Origin of the sequence: Vibrio kagoshimensis (assembly GCF_050337535.1) — a bacterium.
GTDB lineage: Bacteria > Pseudomonadota > Gammaproteobacteria > Enterobacterales > Vibrionaceae > Vibrio > Vibrio gallaecicus.
Genome location: NZ_JAKJSZ010000002.1, coordinates 167,121 through 192,357, shown reverse-complemented (window position 1 = coordinate 192,357; position 25,237 = coordinate 167,121). Strand labels below are relative to the sequence as shown.

Below are 25,237 nucleotides of genomic sequence, written 5' to 3'. Positions count from 1 at the left end.
ACATGAATGAGTTTTCATTTGAAAGTACGTTAGCCCGTTCTTACACAGTAAGCCACGAGGACTTTTTGAATGGTGAATTGGATGAGGCGTCTACTCCTGAGCGAATTTGTTTCTACGCTATCGCTTGTGAGAGAAATATTAACGGTCGAGTGTTCGAGTGCTTTAAATCGAATTCGATTCAATCTCCACTCTTAGATTGCTTGTTTGCATATTTAAGTTCTAAGTCAGTCAGAGAGCAGGCTTTAAGCTCGAAAAATCGATTATCTAGAGATTTGAAAACACTGTTTTTAGCAATTGAGAATGATATAGACAGGATTAATGACCGAGGGTTTATTAAGTCGTTATTCATACTGCTGAAAAAGAACGGTGTAGCAGTGGGAAGCTTTAACTCTATTGTTGGACTTTTAAATAAAGCTCTTAAGTCACATGAACTCTACGGTGTCGAATACTCAATAGAGATAAAAAATGCATTGAAAGAGTTGCCACGTACAGTTGCAGAAGAGGCAAAGCCTCGTGACACGCTTGGTCAAAAATTATTGGGTAGACATAACTCGAATCAAGCAGAAAAACAGTTGTGGTCTGGTTTTAATGGCTTTCTTCGTGAAGCTTGGGAGATATCGAATGAGTTAGATTCACTTATTCAATCTGAATATCGCCATGACATGGATTTGTACAATCAAATTATTGAAGCTTATACGGGGAAGAATAGCTTCAACTCGTACCCATCCGAGTTGCAAAGGAAGTTACTGATAACGTTATCTCGCTGTTATATAGATCGTAATGAAAGGCTACTAGCATTGCACTCTTCGCCAGAAAAACTAGTTTATGTCGAAGATAATGAAGCACCGTTGAGATTCTATAGTTATTGGTTTTCGAAAGGGAAGAAATGCTTCAAGGGTCACGCTAAAGTTCTAGGGAAAGGTTCAGTCACGATACCATTAAGCACTGGGTTGTTACTGCCACGACATGATGCCTCTTTCACAGATCTAGAGTTGATTGTTTGTAGGTTAATACTCGCTAAATATCAATTTTCAGAATCAATGTTGAGCCGATTAACACCAAATTGTATCTCAGTGAACTTAAGCTCAGGTAAGGGCGGAAGCGTACAAATTGAAGAGAATAAGAACCGTGGCGGCTCAAATCCGAACACAAATCGAGGTCATGTTTATGTATTTACTCGAACTAAGAATAAGTTTGAGTTTGAGGTTTTTTCTCAGTTTTACAATAAACTCTGCAAGTATTACTCCGCAGAGAACCTGTCAATAACAGCCACACCGATTTCAAAAGCCTCACAAACAAAAAGTTTCGGAAAATCAATATATAACGTAACAAAGCAATTTGAGAATGCAGTGACTAATTTTCCTGCATGTTTTTCTGAGGAAACTGCACACTTTATTCAAACTTGGGTTACAGCTAAAAAGGAGTTTAAAGCAGCCTCTCAGGGTAAACAAAAGAAAAATCTGCACTTAGGTCTCACAGCAATTTCAACAACTCAAAAAGTTATGCAATTTGATTATCATTTGGTTGATAAAGAGGTTAGTGACACAAATTTTGAGGCGAATGATGGTGTTACAGAACAAATGGATGCAGATCAACGGTCTCATACTCTTAAGACGGATATCAATGTGTATGAAGCTCGAAATCATAGCCCAGTAATGCTGGAAGCTGATCACAAAGTAGGGCAACAAGTTGCCAATAGGATGGTTGAGGAAGCCAGGTTGCTTAGAGGTAAAGCAAAGGTTGTTTCACTGTCAGAAGTGAAAGACATGTTTGACTTAAGCACAGAATCTGAAAAGTTAACTGCTATGGAGCTTTCTGAATTTATCAATAAAACAGGGTGTGATATCACTGAGTTTTTGGGGGTAGAGCATGAAAGCTCTATTTTGTTTGTGAAACACCCATTGGTATTGGCGTTCTTGAAAGCTCATGTAAATCATATTGATGAAAGTTTATCTGCGCTAATTGAAGATCAAAAATCAATCGGTGAAATGTTCTCCGATAAAGTTATTAAGACAGAGGCTCTTCGAGTCGTTTTAGCTTCGATTATTGAAGAATTTGAAGGTGCGCTTCATAGGAAAGCTGATGAAATACTCCATAAGCATGAGTTACCTGTTTTTGCACCGATTATATGAGAGGAAATTATAGATGACTGTAGTACTTAATCATACTATTCGAGATATTTTAGACTCTCAAAAAAAGAAGGAAGCTTCTTCAGTAAGGCTGAACAATTTATATGATACTGAGTTTATTGTCGGTGATAGTCACCTCGATGTTAGCTTTTCTGGCACGCAGTTATCTTCAGAATCCAAAGTGGTTCTTCGATTTGCGATTGTCCAAGCGTTAGGGGGATACCTAGACGCTGGAGCATTGAGTGCAGAGAGGCTCTATGTATTTGAGAGGTTGGAATATTTTTGTGAGTATTTGAATGCTCGTGAAATTGTTCATATTCTGGATGAATTTAACTTTGAGCATGTTGTAGAGTATTTATATTTTCTCATAGATAAGAGACCCGAAAATGGGCAAGAGATTTATGCTCAGCAATCAATAATCACGCTCATGCAATTCTTGAATGATTTTTCTAAGTTAGCGATTGATGGCAGTTGCGTTTGGGCTACGACAGCAACACTCAGCAGGTCAAAGTTATCTAAGGTCGCATCAGAGTACATCAGTGACAAATACCCAGATGTAGACGTATTAGAGTGGCTTTACGGAGGTAGTTTTGAAACAGTATCGCTTTCCACGGCAATGCTGATGCTTAACTATTCTATTGAACAACTTGAAAGTACTGAGCATAAAGTCATACAAGCATATTTTGATGTTTGTAGGGATGAGGGAGAATGCAATTGGTGGATTAACGCTAATAAAAAGTTAGCAGGGGCTGCTGCTCTCATTGTTGAGCATGGTCATGATGACTTTGAGGCAATAGGGTATGTAAAAAGCTCAAATGCCCCTTCGATTCTCTCTCGACTGAAAAATATGACTGCAAACTTTTATAAGTGGTTTGATAGAGCAAATGAAGCCCTAGCAGGTAGTATTTCTTTACAAGAATTTATATCTATTGTGCAAACAGTGCTGCCTTCGCAAGCTGTCCTTTCTGAGCAGGTTAGGCATTACCATAATTGTTCATTAACCGTCATCTCTATTCTTACAGGCATTAGGGTGCATGAGTTAGCTAATATCAAAGCCAACAATGCGATAAAAGAAGAAAGTGGCGTTGTCTATTTAACTACGAGAATCGATAAAACCCATCAAGGATTACCTGTCACCCGATCTACTGGCGATGCCGTATCCATAGCGGTAAATTCACTTTTAGAGCTTAGCTACATAGATAAAACTCAGCCATTAAAATACAAGTTGAGTGGAGTCATAAAGGAAGGATATTGCTCCATTTTTTATAACGCAGCGACATATGCAGCGAGGCGTTACCATACTCAACCCGACAAACTTGTTAATGATTTAAAAGCGGCTTGGTTAGGTGTTCCTGACTCTCAAGTAAAAAAAGAAGCACGAAATGGCACTTTAAATCGATTCATTAATGATATCTATGAAAAGACCTTAAAAAGCTTATCTCCTGAGACAGAAAAAGAGATTCGAGATCTTGATGAAAACATTTCAGTGCATGCTTTTCGCCACACGTTTGTTGATTTCTTACTTAGGCGGTTTGATGGCGATGTTTATCGGGCAATTAGACGCTGTTTTGCTCATTCATCTAAGGATGTCATGAGTTATGTTGATAACTACATACGTAATAAAGTTAGTCCACAAGTTCAACGTACCGCTGAGCGTGCATATACTCATGAGTTGATTAAAAAAATTGCAGGAAAAGAAAATGCAACAAATTTCACAGGTGCTTCTGTAGAGTATGTGCGAAAAAAACTCTCAACAATGAACTGGGTAACTATGGATGAGCTAGATGAACAAATTTATGACTGGATCTCTAGTGATGACGATGGGCTGGTAAGATTAGTTCCACACTCATACGGTTTCTGTATGCTATTTAAAGACAGAGTACCATTGGCTAAATGTCGTGATTTTGCGGGGGTCGCAAAAGTTGATCGTGGTGAAAGTAACCTTTGCCTTGGTTGCTCGAATGTTGCAGTGAAGTCGGATTCTCATCTAACGACTTTGGAGCAGCTTCAGACAATTCATATAAACCTGCTTGAGTCGTCAAAAAATCCTAATAATTTAATGTCACTTGTTAACTCTAACAAATGCAGGCAAAGGCAAGAGTCGAAACGCATAATCAAAACAATTGATGCTCTAAGGTCGCAATTAAATGAGTTGGAGGTGTCGAAATGAAGTTAGTCGGCTTAACTAAAAAGAAAAAAGAGTACCCAAGCGCTTACTATGAACTCTCTGAATTACAGCAAGTTATTTATCGAGTGTGTGAAGATGAGTATGAGAAAGCAAAAGTTCACATCGATACTGCCACTTCACTTTTGAAAGTTCGAGAACGCACTATAAATAAGAGTGAGGTTGCAAGGGTGGCGGGGGGAAAGTTGGGTAGAGCTAACCTTAACCACTCGCATATGTCTAAGGAAAACTGCCCATTTCTTTTTAGTAGTATTAATGCCTGGAATGCAAAGCTTAAAGCACACTTTGACTTATCTAGCTATGTAGTTAACTCGAAAGCTCATCAGCCTACGAAAGAAGAGCTAAAAGCTAAGTTGAGTAAAGCTAAGAAAGCCCAAAAGGAGTTTGGTCGAGAAGTCCTTGATTACTATACTAACTCTGTTGTGATACAGTCTGAAGCAGTTCTTAAAGCCAAAGTTGCAAAGCTTGAAAGAGAAAATGACGATTTAAATAAGAAGCTAGTTGATGTTACTGCCAGTCGAGATGAACTGTTAAAGCAAATAGCGGAACAAGGAGAGAGTGAACTTGTTATTAAACGTCTAAGGAAAGAAATAATGAACCTGCAAGGACAGCTCAAAGGAGCATAGAAGATAAATAGAAAGGCTAACAAACGTGTTTGTTAGCTTTTAGGTTAGTGTTTTACTGATGTTGAAAATATGTTCATCACTAATACTCCAGCAATAATCAAGATCATCCCAATTATTGCTGCTAAATCTAACTTTTGATTGAATGCAACTGTTCCTACGATAGCAACAAGAACGACCCCCAGCCCCGACCAAATAGCGTAAGCAACTCCAACAGGAATTGCTTTTAGTACTAGTGATAGGAAATAAAAAGCGACTCCGTAACCAATAATTGCCACAAAGCTAGGTAATGTTTGAGTGAATCCTTCAGATGCTTTTAGAGCGCTTGTTCCTATAACTTCTGCAATTATCGCAACTGCAAGATACAAATATCCCATAATGTTTTTTACCTTAACTGTGAGGTATGGTTTTTACTTTTATAGCATGCTCAATAAACTAGAAACACTTGCCCCTAATACGCTAGCAACAGTGTTGTTTTCAAGTAACTGTTTCAGCTTGTTTTTTTGCTTCGGTATCATTACTAGAAGCTACCTTTTCAACAAGCTGCTGAATATTGATAGTGGTGTTTTGGGTATTGTCGTTACCAACTTGCATTTGTTCTTTTGAGATTGAGCCTACCGAATGCTTCGTAAAATCCAAGAGGAATTACTTTGTAGTGAGATACTTCTATAACTCAGCTCTTGATGAACTAAGCTTATCCCAATTACCTGAACTTTTGTAAGTATCTAGAAAATACCCATCCCTTAATTGATACTTCCGTTTCTTCATTTACCCACAGAACTAATGTCCAACTTTTTCTTTTCTCAATAACAACAATGGGGGTGGAAAATTTCAAAGCTCCAATTAGCTCGCTATTGATAGAAGGTTGCATTCTTACGTTTAATAATGGTGTATTAACAAAACGCATTTCACTGAGTAAATCAGGGTCAGTAACAGCATTGTTTGCATTTTGCTTAATTATTTTTACCTTTGTTCTATTATCTTTGCCTAAGTAAGTATTCACGTAGTGCTCTGATATAGGTGCCGCTACAGAAAGAATAAGCCCAACTATCAATGGAAAAACAACCCATGATAATAAACGTTGAGTTAATGGATCTTTCTGCTTCTTAATTTCATGTATTAAGCAATTTATATAACTCTCAATAGATTGGTTGATATCTACAGAATGCTGTAATACATCCATTGTTAATTCTTGCAGTTCAAACACCGCTAATTCTTTGGATGAATGCTTAATCGTGCCATTTTCATTTACTGTAACCCCTGAATGGCACGCATCAGTTACTGAATTTTTCAAAAAATCTAGTGAAACATTTAGCTCCCACATTGAAGAGGGTATGACCGATAAGGTTGCCATATGTACATTCAGATCTTTCATTTTTGATAGTTCGGTCATACGGCTGCTTAAATCAGGCATGGCAGTTAGACTTGCTATCTGAGCCGACATATCTGACATGGCAGTTAGACTTGCTATTTGAGCGGACATATCAGGCATGGCAGTTAAACTTGCTATCTGAGCAGACATATCAGACATGGCAGTTAGACTTGTTATCTGAGCCGACATATCTGGTATGGCAGTTAGACTTGCTATTTGAGCCGACATATCTGGTATGGCAGTTAGACTTGCTATTTGAGCCGACATATCAGGCATGGCAGTTAGACTTGCTATCTGAGCCGACATATCAGGCATGGCAGTTAGACTTGCTATTTGAGCCGACATATCAGGCATGGCAGCTAGACTTGCTATCTGAGCCGACATATCAGGCATGGCAGTTAGATTTGCTATTTGAGCCGACATATCAGGCATGGCAGTTAGACTTGCTATTTGAGCCGATATATCAGGCATAGCCGTTAGACTTGTCATTTGAGCTGATTTATCAAGCAGTTGATTCTTTTTCATTCGGTTTGATTGTCCTTATGGATCTCATCGCTTTATTATTTCAGCTCCCCATCCTTTTACCGAATATTAGAAATGGTTGAGTGACTTGGTTATGAAGGTAGAAGCTAGTACATTGTATAATATGTACAATCAAGGGAAATTGATATACTTGAGCCAGTGCAATAACCAACAATGTCAATGAATTACTTCTGTCCATAGGTGTATCAGCACCGATCATTGCAAACACACCTTCGCTCATTATGGTTTTCACCGTAGCGTTACCTATGATGTACTAAGCTTTCATGCTCTGCATAAATATTGAACTCTCCCAAAATTATTTCAAAACTACATTATTGTTGCGATATTTGATATTGTAGCAAAAACGGATATTGGACGAATTATCATGATTTCAGGCATAAACGGTGGTAACTGCATACTTAGCTCTATGGCTAAAGAGCGAGTCAAAAGTGGGATTATCGATCACGCACAAATTTCAGGTATGAAAAGCGCATACACAGTCGTTTTCGATGGTTCTGAATGGAATGGTGAACCATTGGTGTTAAGTAGCTCTAGACAGCCTTATGAGCCTCGTATATTCAAAAGCTTGGACGGGGCATTAGCAGAGCTACTACGTATAGGCTTAACAGAAGCATCAATCAAGATTACTGACAGAACTGATTCAGAATAAAATCGGTATTATAAACAAATTTGGATACACAAGATGACAATCAAAGAAGAAACACTTCATTCGAACAGCGAGACAGTGAATAGCAAACAGCTTGCAGTCCTGAAAAAAAATTTCCCTCAATGCTTTGATAAGTCGGGTAACTTCATTCAAGAGAAAATGCTTGAAGTTGTTAATGCGAATGAAGTTGAACTTTCAAAAGAGTCATACTCGTTGAACTGGCTTGGTAAGTCTTACGCTCGCTTATTGACTAATCTTCCACCGAAAACATTGATCGATGAAGACGTTGCACATAACCAGTTAGAACAGAACAAAGACAGTAAAAACCTGCTTATCAAAGGCGATAACCTTGAAGTATTGAAACACATGGTTAACGCATACAGTGAGAAGGTCAAGATGATCTATATCGACCCTCCTTACAACACAGGTTCAGACGGGTTTGTTTACAATGATGACCGTAAATTCACCAAAGAACAGTTGGCTGACTTAGCAGGTATAGACCTGGATGAAGCAAGTCGTATTTTGGATTTCACGGACAAGGGTTCAAGTAGTCATAGTGCTTGGCTAACTTTCATTTACCCTCGACTATATATTGCAAGAGAACTACTTGCAGATAATGGTGTGATTTTCATATCAATTGACGATCATGAAGTTAGTCAATTAAAGCTAGTTTGCGATGAAGTTTTTGGTGAGCAAAACTTTTCAGGGAACATAGTTAGAGCTACTGGTCAAACAACAGGACAAGATAGTGGTGGATTAGGTTCATCTTTTGATTATATTCTCGTATATACAAAATTACAAAATGTCGATCTTAGCGGATTGCCACTCACTGAACATGATTTAAAAAGGTTTCAAAACAAAGATACCAAAGGTAACTACGCCTTCGATCAAATGAGAAAGACAGGGAGTAATGACAGAAGAGAAGATCGACCTAACATGTATTATGCTGTTATTGATCCTGATGGTAACGAGTTATACCCAATTGCTCCTGCTGGTTATGAAAGTTGTTGGCGTTTCGGTAAGCCTACATATGAACAATTAGTCAAAGATGACATGGTTCTTTGGAAAAAAACCAAACGTGATGGCGGTGAAATCTGGTGGCCATATATAAAATACTATCTTGAAGGGAGAACTAAAAGACCATCTCCTTTATGGACAGATCTTGACGGTAACAAAAAAGCAGCACGAGATTTAAGGGCGTTATTCGATGGTGAGAAGTTATTTAGCTTTCCAAAGCCAATACCTGTAATCAAAAACTTGATACATATCACCCCCCAGTCATCCCAAGATGACATCATATTAGATTTTTTTGCAGGCTCTGGGTCAACGGCACATGCTGTCCTAGAAGCAAACGCTGATGACAATGGTAATAGACAATTTATAACAGTTCAGATCCCTGAAAAGCTAGATAACTCTTCAGAAGATTATGTGAATATTTTCGATTTAACTAAAGCCAGAATCATTAAAGCTGCTGAAAAGATTCGTGAGCAAAAACCTGATTTCCAGGGCAATCTGGGATTCAAAATCTTTGAGACAGTAGAAGATTTCAGAGTCGAAGATGACGACAAAGAATTGTCTTTAATGACGATGACAATGTTTGATGATGTGATGCTTACCGATGAGCAATATCATACGCTTCTTACTACTTGGCGTTTGTATGATGGTAGTGAGTTAACGACACCTGTGCAAGACATTGACTTGGCTAACTATATCGCTCACCTTTGCGATAATCGCTTGTATATGATTGCCTCAGATTTCTCTAGTAATGCATTGAAAGCTCTTCTTAATAAACTTGATACAGACAAGGAATTTTCACCTAATAAGATTGTTTTCTTTGGTAAAAACTTTGATAGCGTGAAGCAAATGGAGCTAAACGAAGCTCTGAAAAGTTATGCTAATAAAAAGTCATTAGAAATTGATCTGGTAGGAAGAAACTGATGTCAAAGGGATTCACATTTGAGAAGAATCTGCCACACCAAAAGGCAGGTGTAGACGCATTGATGAGTATGTTTGTTGGGGCTGAACCTCAACAATCGGACGATCCTATCGTTCGCCTTAGAGCAAATCCTGTTCTTAGTATCACCGACCCTCAATACTATGCGAACATCAAAACAGTCCAAGAATTCAATGGAATCGAACATAAAAGAGAGCATTACAACGCTAAAAGCAACGTTATTGATATTTCGATGGAAACAGGCACAGGTAAGACTTATACCTATACTAAATCCATGTATGATCTCAATAAAGCATTTGGAATCAACAAGTTTATTGTCATTGTCCCTACGCTTTCAATCAAAGCTGGAACAGTCAACTTTCTGAAAAGTGATGCACTTAAAGAACATTTCCGTGATGATTATGAACGTGAATTAAAAACTTATGTCGTAGAAAGTCAAAAAGGTTCTAGTAAGAAGAATACTAAATCTTTTATGCCTCAAGCGGTTCATGATTTTGTTGAAGCAAATAATTTTAATAAAAAACATATCCACGTTTTGGTTATCAATTCAGGAATGATTAACTCAAAATCATTGGTTGAGACTTACGACACAGGGTTGTTAGATAACAAATTCGATACACCGATTGACGCTATCAGTGCTGTTAGACCTTTTATTATAATTGATGAGCCTCATAAGTTCCCTACAGCTAAAAAAACATGGGACAACATCAGCAAGCTTAATGCTCAATACATTATTCGTTTTGGTGCAACTTTCAACGAAGACTACGAGAATCTAGTTTATCGCTTAACGGCTGTCGATGCGTTTAACAATGACCTAGTAAAAGGGATTAACGCTTTTATTGAAGATGTTGTTGGTGATGACTTTGCAAACCTTAAACTCACTAAATCAACGGCTAAAGAAGCAACTTTTGAGTTAAACGAAAGTGGAACGAAAACCGTTTATAAACTTGCGAAAGGTGAGCCATTATCAAAGACTCATAGCGAGATTCATGATCTGTATATTGAATCACTTAACACAAAAATGGTTGTGTTGAGTAACGGTATCGAGCTTAAAGTCGGCAAGTCTATAAATCCTTATTCATACTCGGATACGCTTGAAGACAATATGATCCGTAAAGCGATTAAGGAGCATTTCAAGCTTGAACGTGAATTGCTGACTCAACGCCCAAGAATCAAGCCGTTATCGCTTTTCTTCATTGATGATATTGAAGGTTATCGTGATGGTAACAACCTCTCAGGTAGCTTAAAAACGAAGTTTGAAGAATGGGTTGTCGCAGAAGCTAAAGAATGTTTAAAAGTTGAAACGGATGCTTTCTACAGAGAATATCTAGAAAAGACCATTAAAGATGTGTCTGTTGCTCATGGCGGTTATTTCTCGAAAGATAATAGTGATAAAGATGAAAAAATTGAGAAAGAAATCAATGAGATTCTTCATGATAAAGAACTTCTTCTTTCATTAGACAATCCAAGACGTTTTATCTTTAGTAAGTGGACACTTCGTGAAGGTTGGGATTCGCCTAACGTAATGCAGATCGTTAAGTTACGTTCAAGCGGTAGCACAACATCAAAACTTCAAGAAGTTGGCCGTGGTCTTCGTCTACCTGTAAATGAGTATATGGGGCGTGTTAAAGACCGTTCATTTATGCTTAATTACTATGTTGATTTTACAGAAAAAGACTTTGTAAGCACTCTCGTTCAAGAAGTGAATGACTCTTCATTCAAAGAAACTGTTCCAAGCAAGTTAACTCAAGAAATCAAAGATAAAATTACAGCCGAATACCCTGATTTATCTGCATTTAAAATTATGTCTGATCTGTTGGGTAAAGGAATCATTGACGAAAATGAAAATTTACTTGGTTCTGATGCTTACTCAAAACTAAAAGCTCAATACCCTAATGCATTTCCTACAGGCGTTAAGCCTAACAAGATTAAGGTTAATAATGGCGCTAAAAAAACATCGAAAATGCGTGTTGGTAAGTTCGATGAGCTAAAAGCTCTTTGGGATATGATTAACCAAAAAGCGATTTTAGAATATAAAATTGCAAGCGAAGATGACTTCCTTGAGCTGTTTAAAAATTACCTGATTGAAGAGTCAGATAAGTTCAAGAAAACTGGTGTTCAAACACGTATTGAGACGGTCTATATTCATAACGATACAGCTATGTCTAAGTCAATGTTTGGAAACGATGACGACTTCACCAAGTTCTCTACTATGACTTACAAAGAGTTCCTGAACCGATTATCACAAGAAGCGTTTATCAAGTTATCTACACTTCATAAAGCATTTTTGAGTGTCCAAAGCACGATTGATATTACTGATTATTTGAACATTCAGACAATCAGAAAGGTTAAATCAGGATTCAGTAAATTCTTGTTGAATAATTCATTCAATAAATTTGGTCTTGGCTATAACATTATATCAAATAGTATGCACCCAACTAAGTTTACTGATGATCAAGGTGAACCTAGAACCGAAGTTATGGCAAGTGATTTAGGCGTTTATAATGACGACTCTCTCACCCCTCTGGATACATACCTGTTTGAAGATGTGTTTTACGATTCTGAACTTGAGAAACTGAATATTACCGATGGTGAGATTGAATCTGTATCAGTCTTTACTAAGATTCCGAAGAACTCAATTAAGATCCCTGTATCTGGTGGCTACTCATATTCTCCTGACTTTGCGTATGTCGTTAAAACGAGTAAAGGTGATTTCCTGAACTTCATCATTGAGACGAAAAATGTTGATGGCAAGGATAGTCTTCGCAAAGAGGAAGAGCGAAAAATCGAACATGCTAAAGTTCTTTTTGACCAGATCAGTAAAGAGGTCAAGGTCGATTTCAAAACACAGTTTGCTGATGATTTGATTTACGATTTAATTAAGCAAGCTGCTTCTAGTTAGCTTATCTAGAAAGCGAGAGTATCAAATACTTTCGCTTTCATTCGATATTTTGGAGAATTCAATCATGAACAGAAAATTTACACTTAAAAGTTAGATTCATCGACATAACGCATTTATGTCCAAAGCATGCTCGTAAAGCAGAGTCAATATGCCGCTGTGACAAAACACTTAGCAGTAAACAGTATTCTTTTGTCGGAATAAGAGGTTAAGAGTGTTATTTCTACGAATCAAACTCATTTTCTAAATGCTGTGTATCCGATAGAAGTTCGTCAATAACATCGAGATCTTCAGAGAGAAATGCTTTCTGAGTTAGAAGCCGTGTTAACTTTGCATCGGACCAGTCTTCGGTTTTTGGGAAGCTATAGCTCAATCTTTGATATGCGTGAATTCGGTTTTCAATCGAGTCAAGTTTATCATCTATGATTTTGCGTACTTCTTTGATGTGCTCGATCTCAAAATAATCGGGCAAGATTGGGTGACTCTTAACCAGTTCACCTTGTTCATTCTCAACATAGAGCTTTCGGTAAACAGCTCCAACGTAAGGTTTACTGCCAAGCGATTGAATAATAGGTTGTTCTTCAGATTCATATGACTCTAACAAACGTTCTACTAATCGCTTAATAGAACTCAGGGGTAAATCTCCTTGGTAATCGTTTTTAATTTTTTTAACGAGATCATTCAAATAGAAGACTTGAGGCATCTTAGAACATATTGCTATTAACATTGTTTCTTCAAATGAATCTTGCATACGATAACTCCATAATTAACAACCAAACCAATTGTAATTGGTTTTGGTGGTTAAACCAACTATAATTGGTCTGTGAATTGAAATGAAAAAAGAAATAGCGATAAGCTTTGGTAGCAAAGTTGCTGAAAAGAGAAAAGAAATAGGATGGTTGCAGGGTGATCTTGCAAAATTCACTGGTCTAAGCAAGACCTATATTGGAAATCTAGAAAGAGGTGAAACCAACGTAGCGTTAGAAAAAGTTTATTTATGCGCTTACGTCTTGGGGTGTCCTGTATTGGATTTGTTACCTAGTGATGAAGAGATCTTTGACTCGATAAAAGAAAGGTCGAAATAATAAATATGAGTCATCTATCAAACTACCTAAAGGATGATTTGAGACCCTTTAAATTTGACACCTTAATTACATTGTACCAACATTTAGCGTAGCTGACTGGAGGTATAGATGGATACAGTTCTCATAAAGATTGATGGTTCAACTGGAGTTGTTATTCCCGATGAACTGTTAGAAGAAATGCAGCTAAAGCCTGGTGCTAAAGTTACATTGGTTCGTCAAAGGGATGGCTTTTTCGTTAAACCATCGAATGAGAAACCAAAATATAAATTAAAAGACCTTATGGCTAACACAGATTTTGAATTGCAGCGTAATGATCCTGAACTGCAAGAGTGGAGTGGTAAGTCAATAGTTGGTCGAGAACAAAGCTAAAAGCAATGAAACTCTAAGGTATGGAAGGCTAAAGGGCAATAGAAATGAAAAAGGTAGAGAGCGAGGTTCGTAATAACGAACCTCGTTTTTTTGTATCTTTGATAAACTATAATAATGTAACAAAATGGTTTTTTGACACTTCGTAACAAAAATACTAAGTTTAATGTTACATGTTGGAGAGGGGTGTGTTGATGCCAAGAAAAATTGGTTTCGTGAGTGGGATGGATCAAATTCACTCTATTCAATCAAAACTAGTGTCTATCGAGCTAGATAAAGTTTTTATCGAAGATGAGAAAGCCAAACCAGGGTCGAACAGTGAGGCTCTCAGCGAATGTATTCGCTTTTTAGAGCGTGGGGATAGTGTTTATGTTGAGTCTTTTAGTTCGTTAGCTACAAGCTTAAGTGATTTGCACCATCGCTCTAAGCAAATCCTTTCTCAAGGTGCTTCTATTGTCTTTGTTGCTGAAAATATAGTGCTATCGGAAGATGAAGTGAACTCATCAGTAGTAAGCCTCAGATTATTTGATTCATTTGTCAAATTTGAAAATAGCCTCCTTTCTGAATGTCAAAAGGCTAGTACAGACAGCCGAATTGGTCGCCCTTCAGTACCAAGTAAGGTGCGAAAAGCAGTAATAGCTCAAAATGAACAGCGCATACCTAAAGCTCAAATCGCCAAACAGCATGGGATATCCCGACAAACCGTTTATCGAATTTTGAATGAGAAGAGTTCAAGGAGGTAGTATGTCTAACGGATTGAAAGAAGAAAATATCGATAAGTTTCGAGCGTGGGTTTCTTCTGTTGAAGGGGGGCTGCAAGATAGTGAGGGAGCGGAATTAAATCGTGAAATCAAATCGATGCTAATAAGCATGGTATATCGTGGCAAGTTAAATCGAACCGAAGTAGCGAAAGTTGCGGGGATTGGCAAATCTGCTCTAAGCAAAAATGATGTTATCGTGAAAGATTTGGAAAAGTTCGAAAACTCTCTAAGGGCTATTGGAATACTGCCTAAAGCGGTCAGTTCAAAACCAGATCAACAAATCGCTTCTACCCCGAAAAGAAACAAAAGCTTTACTGAAGCTCAAAGACTAGAAACGCAACTGAGTCGAGCGCAGCAAGAAATCCTAGTGCTTAAGGCAAAGTTAGAACGATATCGAGAGTTAGAAGAGGTTATTGCTGAATTGGGAGTGCTTTGATGTCATCGAAAAAAAATCTGAGGTTCTATGTGCGTGTTACTAGTGCATTCCCACTCCGAGACAATAAGTATATGTTCTATGGTGTTTTTGTTCGAGGTAGTCACCGCTCTAATAAAGTATCTGCGAGATCATATGCTGCTATTCATTGCTCAGAAAGTAAGTTTGAGGTAGAGCCTAGAGTCGGGCAAATCTATGAATTGCTAGGTAAGCCTGAAGTTCGAATCAAAGAGGACTCTGGGTATGAAATGACAGAAGTTAGCTTTGTTGAACCGTATAAGATCAAAATTGTCTTGCCTGAAACTGCTGAAGAGTTCATTGGTTTTATCTCTAAGGAAAAAGACTTCATTGGTATTGGTGAGGCTAAGGCTAGGTTACTTTTTGATACTTTTGGTGGCACAATTTTCGAAATACTCTCTCAAAAAGATATAGCGTCACTAAGAAAGGTTTTAACCGTAGATTCGGCTGAGGCTTTGATCGCTGGATATAGAAAATACGAAAACCTATGTTACGCATCATGGTTTGCTGAAAAGAAAATACCACCAAGAGTTCAAGCAAGGCTTTTTAGATACCATAAGAAGAATTCAGTTGAACAAGTAAAAGAAAATCCTTATTTGCTACAGCATTTTGGTCTGTCATTTGAAGAAGCAGACAACATTGCACAGAGGCACTTTGATATCGAAGAGGATGATCTGAGAAGGCTTAATGCAATGGTGGAGTCTGCGATGAGAGACTATTGCTCTGAAGGGCATACCGTAGCTGATGTTTCGGTGTTATTTAGTCGGGTCGCTAGTTTGGCAAATGATGAAGATTTAGCTGAAGAAGCCATTATTAATGCTCATAGTTCTTTGGCTGTCTATTACGATCCCAATAGTGAAAGGATTCATAATACTGGCACTTACATTATGGAGAAAGTCATAGCAAAGCGACTTGCTAAGCTATCTTGGAAACGTGAATGGTTGACCGTATTTGATGAATCGCACCGAAAAGCCTTAGAAGGCATACCTTTCCCTCTCTCTTATAAGCAAGGGGAAGCAGTAGTAAGAAGCTTGGAGACTAAAGTGTTTTGCATTACTGGCGGTGCAGGCACTGGTAAAACAACAGTCCTTAAAGCAATTGTTGATGCTTATCGATACTCAGGATTTAAAATATTTGCTACAGCTCTTTCAGGTCGAGCAACGAAAAGGTTAAGTGAATCGATTCATATGTCAACTTACACAATTCATAGGTTAGCCATGCTTGATGAAAGTGAGTTTGAGTCAGATAAGCCGACACTTTTAATTATCGATGAAACTTCAATGGTCGATATCCTTAGCTTGTACCGTCTCATAATGAAGATACCGCCATCTACGAGAATTATATTTGTTGGAGATGATGCTCAGTTAGCACCGATTGGGTCAGGGTTGGTCTTGAGCGAAATTGTTCGCAGTAATGTTGTTAGTACGGTGAAGCTGGATGTGGTGCAGCGACAAAAGGAATCTTCTGGAATCCCTTTTTACTCAAACCAAATCCGAAACAAAATCATTCCTGAAAACCTGTCCTTCAAGAATATCAGCTTTAAAAGTACACCTTATGATTCCTTAGTGGATTCAGCAGTCGAACTGTATTTAGAATTGGGTGGAAATTGTCAGATTATCACTCCGACCAGAAAGTTGACTCGTGAAATTAATGAGCATTGCCAAGCAATTAAAAATCCATACGGTAAGAAAGTGTTTCTTTCATTTGATGGTGAGTTTGAAGATGTTGGGTTGCGCCTCAATGATCCTGTCATTTTTACGAAAAACGACTACAAGCTTGATATTCAGAATGGCACTCTAGGTAAGATTATTGAGGTCTGTAGTCATGATCTTGTTAAAGCAATAGTAAAGGTGGAAACAGATACGGGTGCTGTAATTGACGTTACTTATGATCACATTGATGACTTGGAGCTAGCTTACGCTATTACTTTACATAAGGCTCAAGGAAGTCAGTTTGAACGAGTGATAGTACCACTTTCTAGAAGTCGAGTTATGGATAACTCTTGGGTTTACACTGCAATTACTAGAGCAGAAAAATCTCTATATTTTTTGGGCAGTGAAAAGGTACTGAGAGAAGCAATCACTACAGAAACAGCAGTTAATAAAAGACAGGTAAGTTTGTCTAGTTTGTTGACTGATGAAGTAGAAAAGTTGTCAAGGAAAGTTATTGATGCCTAGCGAATGAGTGCTTGCACTCAGTAGTGGCTCAATCAGTTTACTTGATAACTAACAGAAATAGTAAACTTACTTATGGTGTTGGCACATTCATGTGCCAATGCCGTACTAGAATAACACTAACAGAAAGTGCTAATACTTCTGGTATGCAATATTTAAATGCAGGCATGAGGAAAAGAAAGAAGGCAGAATAGAAAACTAACAAAAATGTTTTTGTTAGTTGGGTTTTTCGGAGGTGGGTACAAGGATTTTTTATTTAAACCTTAGTTAATACGGGTTCTACAAACCCACCCACTCATCAATCTAACGAAAATTTTTATGTGATTACGCTTCATACCAAGTTGTAGATGGCATTTTTATTGGTCGTTATGTGGGAGCTGACGGCTTAGCTGGAATTAACGTTGCTTGGCCTGTGATCGGAACTATTTTAGGGATAGGGATGATGATAGGCGTGGGTACGGGAGCTCTGGTTTCAATCAAGCAAGGTGAGCAAAAGCCTTTAGAAGCTAAGCAAACTTTAGCCACTGGTTTTTTAATGTTGCTTATACTTGCCCCTATTGTTGCGACAACATTATGGTTTTTCTCCGATGATTTCTTGGCCTTGCAAGGAGCAAGCGGAAGAGTTCTAGAGCTTGGGGTTCAATATCTCGACATCTTAATTGTTGCGAGTGTTTTTTCATTAGGGTCGATTGCGATTCCTTTCCTATTGAGAAATGACGACAGCCCTAATTTGGCAACTATCTTGATGATTGTCGGTGCGGTTATCAATATCGTACTCGATTATATTTTTATTGCCCATTTACAGTGGGAACTTAGAGGTGCTGCGATTGCTACCGGAATTGCTCAAATGACGGTAACTCTTTTAGGTATCTTATATTTTTTCTCTAAAAGAGCCAAAGTTCGCTTAACGCTTAAGTGTTTGGTTTTACGATTGGAGTTTGTACCTACTATTCTGACTATTGGTATTTCAAGCTTCTTTATGTATGCCTATGGTTCAATGATGGTCGCTGTACATAATGCGCTATTTACCCAGTATGGTAGTTCTGTGTTAATTGGTGCTTACGCTATTATTGGCTATATTGTGACTGTTTATTATCTCACGGTAGAAGGGGTTGCGAATGGTATGCAACCATTAATGAGTTATAACTATGGAGCTAAGAACCCCGAAAACATGCGTAAGTTGCTTAATATAGCAATGGTAACGTCTGTCGTTGGTGGTTTGGTGTTTGTAATCGTATTGAATATCTTCCCTTACCAGGCGGTATCTGTATTCAATTCAAATAACACAGAATTAGTGGAAGGGGCTGTTCTAGGGTTAAGGCTACATATGTTTGCACTGTTCCTAGATGGTTTTTTGGTGGTCGCAGCAGCTTATTATCAGTCCGTGAACCGTGGCAGTAAGGCAATGTTTGTGACTATCGGCAATATGCTGATCCAACTGCCATTCTTGTACCTACTTCCTAAAGTCTGGGGGCTAACCGGTGTATGGATTGCGTACCCAATTTCAAATATTGCACTGAGTTTAGTAGTGATAGTGATGTTACTGAAAGATGTTAAGAAGCTAAACCCACCTTCAGAAAAACCAGTGATGGTATAGATATTCTGATGTGAACTCTTTATAAACAGAAAAAGGTCTAGCGTTAGCTGGACCTTTTTTATGATATAGAGTGGTGTAAGCTGTACTGAATATCTAGATATTCTTAACGCTTAACCCCGCCAATTGATGCCAATAACCATTACATTGTCTATCTGAAATAGGTTGAGGTTTTAAGCCTTGCTCATTAGCTTTGAACTTTTCAACTTCAGAGAATGTATCAACACCTAATGGGCTAAGCCTAGCCACATCAACTAATTCATTCATACTCGGTAAGTCATTCACTAAGTTATAGCAGTAGCCAGACTGAGTTTGAATACCGTTTAAGTTGAAGACTGATTGCCCTTCTTGGCTGTCTACTTGTAAGCCTGTTGGGTACTTAATACAGCAAGTTTCACAGTCATCTTTCGCTTTATTCTCTGCACGAGCGGTAAAGCAACGTGCTGAATACGCTAAAGGTAAATAGCCATGGCTGAATACTTCGACTTCAAACTTATTACGAATATTTAGCTCTTCGCATTGTGCCATTATATTGCTCAACCATTCGCGAGAAAGCTCAACTGGCATGCACCAGCGCGTCATTCCTTGCTTTAAGAATAGGTTTAACGTGTGAGCGTTATAAGTATTTACAGCAGGACCTACAACAAAAGGCACTTTGCTTTCACTAGCCAGTTGGATTGCAGATACATCATTTGCTTCAATAGCAAAGTCACCATTATCGATGTACTTTTTCATGATGTTCACTTCGCTTGGTGCTTCCAGCAATGCCATTGTCGATAACACGACCTGTTTACCGGTAGACGATAAATCTTTAGCGATATCAAGCCAGTGTTTAGTTTTCATTTCTCGACGTTTTGAACAAACAGATTCACCCAGATAAATAATATCCGCTGAACTATTTTTTGCTTGTTCGTAAAAACTTTCAACATCTTGTTTTGGCCAAAAATATAATAGAGGCCCTAATGCGTATTTCATAGAATTCTCCATCTATTTGTTATTGCCATTTACGGTGGTAAGCACCCAGGGTAGTTTGAGTACCTTCAGATACATTAGCCAATGCAGCATTCCAAGAAGGCTCCACATGATATTGTTCTGGGTTTGCTAAGTACCGGTCAATAGCTGCGCGCCATGTTCGAGTTACTTGTTCAACATACGCTGGGCTACGTTGGCGTCCTTCAATCTTCACTGAAGCAACATTTGCAGCAAAAAGCTCTGGTATCATGGATAAGGTATTCAGACTAGTAGGCTCTTCTAATGCGTGATAGCGCTTACGTTCGCCATCAATATTCGCATCAAAACGTCCTTTACAAAGTGTAGGGTATCCTGCATTTTCACCTGCGACATATTTATCAATTAATATCTCATTTAAACGAGATTCTAACCCTGATTCTGTTTCTTGCCAGCGTACATACTTTGCTGGTGAACAAGCGCCTACAGTGTTAGGTGACTCACCCGTCATATATGAAGAAAGGTAACAACGACCTTCTGCCATAATACAAAGACTGCCAAATGCGAAAACTTCAAGTTCAACGTCAGAAGTGATGTTACGAGAAAGTTGTTTTACTTGATGAATTGACAGTACGCGAGGCAGTACGACTCGTTTTACATTGAAGTTTTGCTTGTAGAAATCTATCGCTGCAATGTTAGTCGCGGATGCCTGAACAGATAGGTGAAGTTCAAGATCTGGGTATTTGTTAGCTGCATACTCCAACACAGCAATATCTGCAACGATCAGCGCATCAACACCAAGTGCGGCAGCATTATCGACAGCGTTCGTCCAGCGTTCAAATCCATTAGGATGTGCAAAAGTGTTGAGTGCAACGTGGATTTTTTTATTTCGGTCATGAACATATTGGACAGCACGGTCCAGTTTTTTTCCGGCAAAATTCAAACCAGCAAAATGGCGAGCGTTAGTATCATCTTTGAATCCGATATAAACCGCATCTGCACCACAATCAATTGCTGTTTTTAAAGCAGGTAAGTTGCCTGCTGGGCATAGGAGTTCCATTTGCTTGATACCAATAGGATAAAATTGAAGCGAGCATTTTATGAAGAATTATGAATACCATAATTGATGTGGGGCAGGTTTAGATGGATAAATCGAGTTTTACTCAATAAGGAGTAGGGGAGGGCAGGTGTTTAAATAAGAAAATCAGTTTTTATGACGGCGATTTTGTGCAAACAACTCTTCAACTTCTTCTTTTGGTTGAGGTCGATAAAAGTGAAACCCTTGTATAGAGCTGCAATTAAGATTGGAAAGAAGTGTGGCTTGCTCGCGTGTTTCAACACCTTCAGCAACAACCGTCAAATCGAGTGATTTACCTAAATTGATAATGTTTTCAATCACAGTCACTTGCTTTGGCAAAGTGTCAACATTCATGATGAATGCTCGGTCAATTTTTAGCTCATCAATAGGGAAACGAGCTAAATAAGATAATGAAGAATAGCCGGTACCGAAATCATCAATTGAAAGGGCAAACCCTAACTTCTTGATAGCATTAAGCATTTGCAATGTATGATCACTATCACTCATTACGGCACTTTCGGTTAATTCAAACGTTATTGCGCTAGGGTCAAGCTCTGTGGTGCGAAGCAGTTTTTCCATGTAATCGATTAATTTAGGATTTCCAAACTGCTCAGGTGATAGATTGATTGCGACTCTTCCTGGCAATATGCCCTGTGTTTTCCAACGTTTGACTGTGGTGAATACGTCTCTCATGACGACTCTACCTAAGTGTTCTATCAAACCTGCTCGCTCTGCTACTGGTATAAATGCAGCAGGGCTAATGTAGCCTTCTACAGGGTGTTTCCAGCGAACTAAGGCTTCCGCACCGTTGATAGTAAAATCACGAGCATTAACTTTAGGTTGGTACCATACTTCTAAACCGTTTTGTTGAAGTGCTTTTTGCAATTCAATTTCAAGCCAAAGGCGCATACGCGCTTCTTTGTTCATTTGGTCGTTGAATTTAATCAAACGGTTACGTCCACGATCCTTCGCTTCATACATAGCGGTATCGGCATTCTGCAGCAAAATGCGAGCATCTCTGCCATCTTGTGGAAAAGTAACGCTGCCAATTGAACAAGCCAATCTTTTACTAAAGTGGTGTAGGTCAAATGGTTGGTTAATAAGGGAAATAATCCTTTCAGCCAGCATTTCAGCCATTCGGTCATTTTCAGGTTCAGGTAAAATGACCCCAAACTCATCGCCGCCTAAATGACCAATTACAGCATGGCGAGGTAACAGTCTCTTAAGACGTGAAGAGACTTCTTTAATGACTTTGTCACCAATGTGGTGACCGAGAGAGTCATTGATATTCTTAAAGTTATCGATGTCTAAGTAGAGCATCACAACAGGTGTATTATTTTGAATAAATTGTTCTAGCCGCTTGGTAAAACCCACTCGGTTATACAGCTTTGTTAGACAATCAATATAGGCATCTTCATTGGTCGTACTAGAAAGTTGTTTCGGTGCATCTTGAGCATTTTGGATAAGCACTAATTGAGTTGTGTTACCTAAAATTGCTGTTGAATCAGTATGTAACTGAACTTTTCTTTCGAAGCCACAACGTGCGCCAGTTAAGCAAACCAAACCAGACTCTGAGATTAAAGAGCTAATTTTAGTACTGAATACTGTTTTGGTTTGCTGATCTATAAATAATCGCCCTAACTCTTCACCAATTAACTCAGTGGTTGAGTTAAAGCCAAGAATTCGGGCTGCTGCCGGGTTAGATGACAAAATATAATCATCTTCCACCAGTAAAAGACCATCCGGTAGGAGCTGAGACAGTTTTGTGAATTTGGCTTCAGACTCTTCAAGAGAACGTATTAATACTTGGTTTTCTGAGGTGTCGATTGCATGAAATACAATGTATTCCGTTTTATCGTCACTAACGAGGGGGGATAAACTGAAATGAATACTGGTTTCTAAGTCAGTTTCATTAAGCGTTATTTCTGCTTCAATTGTTTCACCTGAAAAAGCACGCTCATAATAAGGTTTTATATGGTTGTAGAATTGTTCGCCGAGAGTTTGTCGATCATTCATGCCTGCCAATTCATTTTGGCTTAACCCTGCAATATCACAGTAACGTTCGTTGACCATAAAATAATTATGTTGGTCATCGAGCACCGCAAAAAAGAACGGGCTATTTGATGTGAATTTTTCAAACCAATGCTGTAATTGCTGGGGAGGCATCAAAGTACTACCAATTCTCCAAAAGGTTGCACACTCACAGTAGGTGAATGCTTGTAACCATATATCTACTAATAGTTCTAACTATAACTGTGATTTTCAGGATATTAAAGCTGAGTAGCAAAGAGAAATTAATTGATACACAACAGTAATAGAGGCTAACACATCATTTATGATGGTTTCATTGTTATTGTTTAAGTTACGGATAAGTCACGTGATACACAAGATTCGCACTCAACTAGTTCAAAATGCCGCATCAATTTTGCGATCCCCAGTCCAGTTATTGCCTAAATCAGTACAAAAAAAAGCCTTGCTTGAAGGGCTGAAAACCGTCTTCCAAGAAGCCTTAGAAGATGGTGACTTTGAATTCCTCGAAGATAAGTGGCTGAAAGTTTCGATAAAAGACATGGAGCTAAGTTGGTGTATTAGTTACCAAAATGAAAAGCTTATCGTCGCAGATAAAGAAGTAGCAGAAGATGTAAGCTTTAGTGGTAATTTGAATGATCTTGTTCTGATTGCAGGTCGAAAAGAAGATCCGGACACTTTATTTTTCCAACGACGTCTTTCTATTGAAGGTGATACAGAGCTGGGATTAGAAGTGAAGAACTTAATGGACAGCGTAGATTTAGAGTTACTTCCCGCTCCTATGAAAATGTTATTAAATCAATTAGCTGATTTTGTGCAGAAGGGAGTACAATCGCCTCATACACAAAATGAGGTAATAAATGCTTATTCGAACTGAAGCACCCGCTGATATCTTAGCGATAGACCGCCTACTTAAGTCAGTGTTTGAAACCGATGCGGAAGCCAAACTGGTCATGAGCCTGCGTGAAAATAGTCACTTAACGTTATCGTTGGTGGCTTGCTCTGATGAAGGTGAGGTGATCGGTCATACTATGTTTAGCCCTGTGATGTTGGATGGTACTGACCACAACTGGCAAGGTTTAGCGCCTTTAGCTGTAAAAGAAGAGTTCAGAAAACAAGGCATCGGTGAAACTTTAGTGAAAGAAGGCTTATCTTCTTTGCATGAATTTGGTTACCCAGCTTGTGTGGTGCTTGGCGATCCGAATTACTACTCTCGTATGGGGTTTAAATCTGCCAGCCAGTTTGATCTGACGTGTGCTTGGGAAGTTCCAGCTGGCGCGTTTCAGGCTATTGAGCTAGCTTCTGGGGCTTTTGACGAACATAGCGGTGTTATTGAATATTGCCCTGAGTTTAATGAACTGTAGTGTTTCTATTTGATTCATTAACATAATAAAGGAGCTTGATGCTCCTTTATTTTTTGTTAGTATCGGCGTCGTTCTATAAAGGGTTATTTATGGCAAGCATATCATCATCAATACAGTCTCAATATTTGCACGAAATGGGCATAGACCAATGGGAGCTTATTCACCCAGAGCGGTTAACCGGATACAAAGTTGACCTCGAGGTATTGCCTGAAGGCTGTAAGTTACTTCTGGTTTCTGATGAAAAGCCTGAAGGTAAATTAGCCGAGATGTTTGAGCGTGTGGTAAAAAGTATCAAGCTAGATTTATCGCAAGCCCTATATATACCTTCTAACCAATTTGCATCTATCGAGAGTAATACGGCTGATTGGGTATGGTTTGCTGGTTGCTCCTCTCCAATAAAACTAGATGCTAAAGTACTTCAATCTCCTTTGTTATCTGAGATTGACGGTAATAACCAACATCGCCGTGATTTATGGCAACAAATTTGTGCTTATGACTAACCAATCTGCTGTAAATAAAATTCAACTATTACCCACTTCTGAACAGCATTTAGATTCTGTTTGGCGAATAGAGCAAGCGGCTCATTCTCACCCATGGTCTGAGACTATGATTCGTGACCTGAATAGCCGTGGTGCATGTCATCATGCCATGATTGTTAATGATGAAATCGTTGGCTATTTCTTTGCTCAAAATATTGTTGGGGAAGTCACCTTGTTGAACATTGCCGTTGACCCAAAAGAGCAAGGCAAAGGTTATGGTAAAGCGTTAATTGAACACTTCCTTGATGTGTGTGAAAAAGCAAAGGCTGAAAGCGCATGGCTTGAAGTCAGAGAAAGTAACCACAACGCATTTGGTCTATACGAGTGGGTCGGTTTCAATGAAGTTGACCGCCGTAGAAACTACTACCCGAGCAAACAAGGTAAAGAAGATGCCATTATTATGAGTTACATCTTCTTCTAGAGCTAAATGTTGTGTCTGAAATTTAGCTAGTGAGCAATGCTATCCTCATTAGCTCATTAGCTCATTAGCTCATTAGC

The 25,237-nt window shown here is 38.6% G+C and carries 22 protein-coding genes and 1 pseudogene; 16 read left to right on the top strand and 7 right to left on the bottom strand.

All coding sequences use genetic code 11. From position 1 onward, the window contains the following. The first annotated feature begins 2 nt into the window (after positions 1 to 2). From L4C37_RS01050 to L4C37_RS01040, 3 genes are read left to right on the top strand one after another with little or no spacing between them, the layout of a single operon-like run. Positions 3 to 2,132 carry a hypothetical protein gene (locus L4C37_RS01050; protein ID WP_429767658.1) on the top strand — a complete coding sequence of 710 codons (2,130 nt, stop codon included), beginning with the start codon at positions 3 to 5 and terminating at the stop codon, positions 2,130 to 2,132. A 13-nt stretch (positions 2,133 to 2,145) separates the two neighbouring features. Next, complete coding sequence (locus L4C37_RS01045; RefSeq protein WP_429767657.1) at positions 2,146 to 4,299, top strand: hypothetical protein; 2,154 nt, start codon at positions 2,146 to 2,148, stop codon at positions 4,297 to 4,299. Next, the gene (locus tag L4C37_RS01040; RefSeq protein ID WP_429767656.1) at positions 4,296 to 4,940 is read left to right on the top strand and encodes a hypothetical protein; all 645 of its coding nucleotides are present in this window, start codon (positions 4,296 to 4,298) and stop codon (positions 4,938 to 4,940) included. Before L4C37_RS01045 ends, L4C37_RS01040 begins: the two co-directional genes overlap by 4 nt. Positions 4,941 to 4,984: 44 nt before the next feature. Here L4C37_RS01040 and L4C37_RS01035 read toward each other — a convergent pair whose 3' ends face one another. The 3 genes from L4C37_RS01035 to L4C37_RS01025 all read right to left on the bottom strand — a co-directional run bounded on the left by L4C37_RS01035 (position 4,985) and on the right by L4C37_RS01025 (position 6,834). Then, positions 4,985 to 5,317, bottom strand: a complete 333-nt coding sequence (locus L4C37_RS01035) for a DMT family transporter (protein WP_198592332.1) — start codon at positions 5,315 to 5,317, stop codon at positions 4,985 to 4,987. A gap of 97 nt (positions 5,318 to 5,414) precedes the next feature. Beyond that, entirely contained in the window at positions 5,415 to 5,576 is a 162-nt protein-coding gene (locus tag L4C37_RS01030; RefSeq protein WP_429767655.1) for a hypothetical protein, read from the bottom strand. 64 nt (positions 5,577 to 5,640) lie between these two features. Then, positions 5,641 to 6,834, bottom strand: coding sequence for an SH3 domain-containing protein (locus L4C37_RS01025; RefSeq protein WP_429767654.1), 1,194 nt, complete (start codon positions 6,832 to 6,834; stop codon positions 5,641 to 5,643). 382 nt (positions 6,835 to 7,216) lie between these two features. Between L4C37_RS01025 and L4C37_RS01020 the strand changes: the two genes are divergently transcribed. Genes L4C37_RS01020 through L4C37_RS01010 form a run of 3 tightly spaced genes read left to right on the top strand, consistent with a single transcriptional unit; the run spans position 7,217 to position 12,354 of the window. Continuing rightward, the gene (locus L4C37_RS01020) at positions 7,217 to 7,501 is read left to right on the top strand and encodes a hypothetical protein (protein WP_429767653.1); all 285 of its coding nucleotides are present in this window, start codon (positions 7,217 to 7,219) and stop codon (positions 7,499 to 7,501) included. A gap of 33 nt (positions 7,502 to 7,534) precedes the next feature. Continuing rightward, positions 7,535 to 9,436 carry a site-specific DNA-methyltransferase gene (locus L4C37_RS01015; protein WP_429767652.1) on the top strand — a complete coding sequence of 634 codons (1,902 nt, stop codon included), beginning with the start codon at positions 7,535 to 7,537 and terminating at the stop codon, positions 9,434 to 9,436. Beyond that, on the top strand, positions 9,436 to 12,354 hold the full coding sequence (locus tag L4C37_RS01010; protein WP_429767651.1) for a type III restriction-modification system endonuclease: 2,919 nt from the start codon (positions 9,436 to 9,438) through the stop codon (positions 12,352 to 12,354). The genes L4C37_RS01015 and L4C37_RS01010 overlap by 1 nt, the downstream gene beginning before the upstream one ends. Before the next feature lie 220 nt (positions 12,355 to 12,574). On the opposite strand, the gene L4C37_RS01005 is transcribed toward L4C37_RS01010, so the two are convergent. Further along, positions 12,575 to 13,102: a hypothetical protein gene (locus tag L4C37_RS01005; protein ID WP_429767650.1), complete on the bottom strand. Its 528-nt coding sequence runs from the start codon at positions 13,100 to 13,102 to the stop codon at positions 12,575 to 12,577. A gap of 82 nt (positions 13,103 to 13,184) precedes the next feature. On the opposite strand from L4C37_RS01005, the gene L4C37_RS01000 reads away from it, so the two are divergent. The 6 genes and pseudogenes from L4C37_RS01000 to L4C37_RS00975 form a co-directional block, all read left to right on the top strand. Beyond that, positions 13,185 to 13,436 carry a helix-turn-helix domain-containing protein gene (locus tag L4C37_RS01000; RefSeq protein ID WP_429767649.1) on the top strand — a complete coding sequence of 84 codons (252 nt, stop codon included), beginning with the start codon at positions 13,185 to 13,187 and terminating at the stop codon, positions 13,434 to 13,436. Between the two features lie 108 nt (positions 13,437 to 13,544). Then, a complete protein-coding gene (locus L4C37_RS00995; RefSeq protein WP_016767821.1) occupies positions 13,545 to 13,805 on the top strand; it encodes an AbrB/MazE/SpoVT family DNA-binding domain-containing protein in 261 nt (86 codons plus the stop codon). Between the two features lie 191 nt (positions 13,806 to 13,996). Beyond that, positions 13,997 to 14,545, top strand: a complete 549-nt coding sequence (locus L4C37_RS00990) for a recombinase family protein (protein ID WP_429767648.1) — start codon at positions 13,997 to 13,999, stop codon at positions 14,543 to 14,545. Between the two features lies 1 nt (position 14,546). Beyond that, entirely contained in the window at positions 14,547 to 14,999 is a 453-nt protein-coding gene (locus L4C37_RS00985; protein ID WP_016767823.1) for a VPA1267 family protein, read from the top strand. Beyond that, a complete protein-coding gene (locus L4C37_RS00980) occupies positions 14,999 to 17,191 on the top strand; it encodes an AAA family ATPase (protein WP_429767647.1) in 2,193 nt (730 codons plus the stop codon). Before L4C37_RS00985 ends, L4C37_RS00980 begins: the two co-directional genes overlap by 1 nt. Positions 17,192 to 17,522: 331 nt before the next feature. Continuing rightward, positions 17,523 to 18,785: pseudogene (locus tag L4C37_RS00975) on the top strand (MATE family efflux transporter); the annotation flags it as partial. A 93-nt stretch (positions 18,786 to 18,878) separates the two neighbouring features. Here the strand turns inward: L4C37_RS00975 and L4C37_RS00970 are convergent. The 3 genes from L4C37_RS00970 to L4C37_RS00960 form a co-directional block, all read right to left on the bottom strand. Beyond that, a complete protein-coding gene (locus L4C37_RS00970; RefSeq protein ID WP_167494033.1) occupies positions 18,879 to 19,757 on the bottom strand; it encodes a U32 family peptidase in 879 nt (292 codons plus the stop codon). Between the two features lie 19 nt (positions 19,758 to 19,776). Then, complete coding sequence (gene ubiU / locus L4C37_RS00965) at positions 19,777 to 20,790, bottom strand: ubiquinone anaerobic biosynthesis protein UbiU (RefSeq protein WP_273295056.1); 1,014 nt, start codon at positions 20,788 to 20,790, stop codon at positions 19,777 to 19,779. 144 nt (positions 20,791 to 20,934) lie between these two features. Continuing rightward, a complete protein-coding gene (locus L4C37_RS00960) occupies positions 20,935 to 22,974 on the bottom strand; it encodes a bifunctional diguanylate cyclase/phosphodiesterase (RefSeq protein WP_137373451.1) in 2,040 nt (679 codons plus the stop codon). A gap of 211 nt (positions 22,975 to 23,185) precedes the next feature. On the opposite strand from L4C37_RS00960, the gene ubiT reads away from it, so the two are divergent. The 4 genes from ubiT (at position 23,186) to rimI (ending at position 25,160) form a co-directional block, all read left to right on the top strand. Continuing rightward, entirely contained in the window at positions 23,186 to 23,713 is a 528-nt protein-coding gene (gene ubiT / locus L4C37_RS00955; RefSeq protein ID WP_137373452.1) for a ubiquinone anaerobic biosynthesis accessory factor UbiT, read from the top strand. Beyond that, the gene (locus L4C37_RS00950) at positions 23,697 to 24,200 is read left to right on the top strand and encodes a GNAT family N-acetyltransferase (RefSeq protein ID WP_429767646.1); all 504 of its coding nucleotides are present in this window, start codon (positions 23,697 to 23,699) and stop codon (positions 24,198 to 24,200) included. The genes ubiT and L4C37_RS00950 overlap by 17 nt, the downstream gene beginning before the upstream one ends. An 89-nt stretch (positions 24,201 to 24,289) precedes the next feature. Beyond that, a complete protein-coding gene (locus tag L4C37_RS00945) occupies positions 24,290 to 24,700 on the top strand; it encodes a DNA polymerase III subunit psi (RefSeq protein ID WP_429767645.1) in 411 nt (136 codons plus the stop codon). After that, on the top strand, positions 24,693 to 25,160 hold the full coding sequence (rimI, locus tag L4C37_RS00940; protein ID WP_429767644.1) for a ribosomal protein S18-alanine N-acetyltransferase: 468 nt from the start codon (positions 24,693 to 24,695) through the stop codon (positions 25,158 to 25,160). The genes L4C37_RS00945 and rimI overlap by 8 nt, the downstream gene beginning before the upstream one ends. Positions 25,161 to 25,237: the final 77 nt, after the last annotated feature.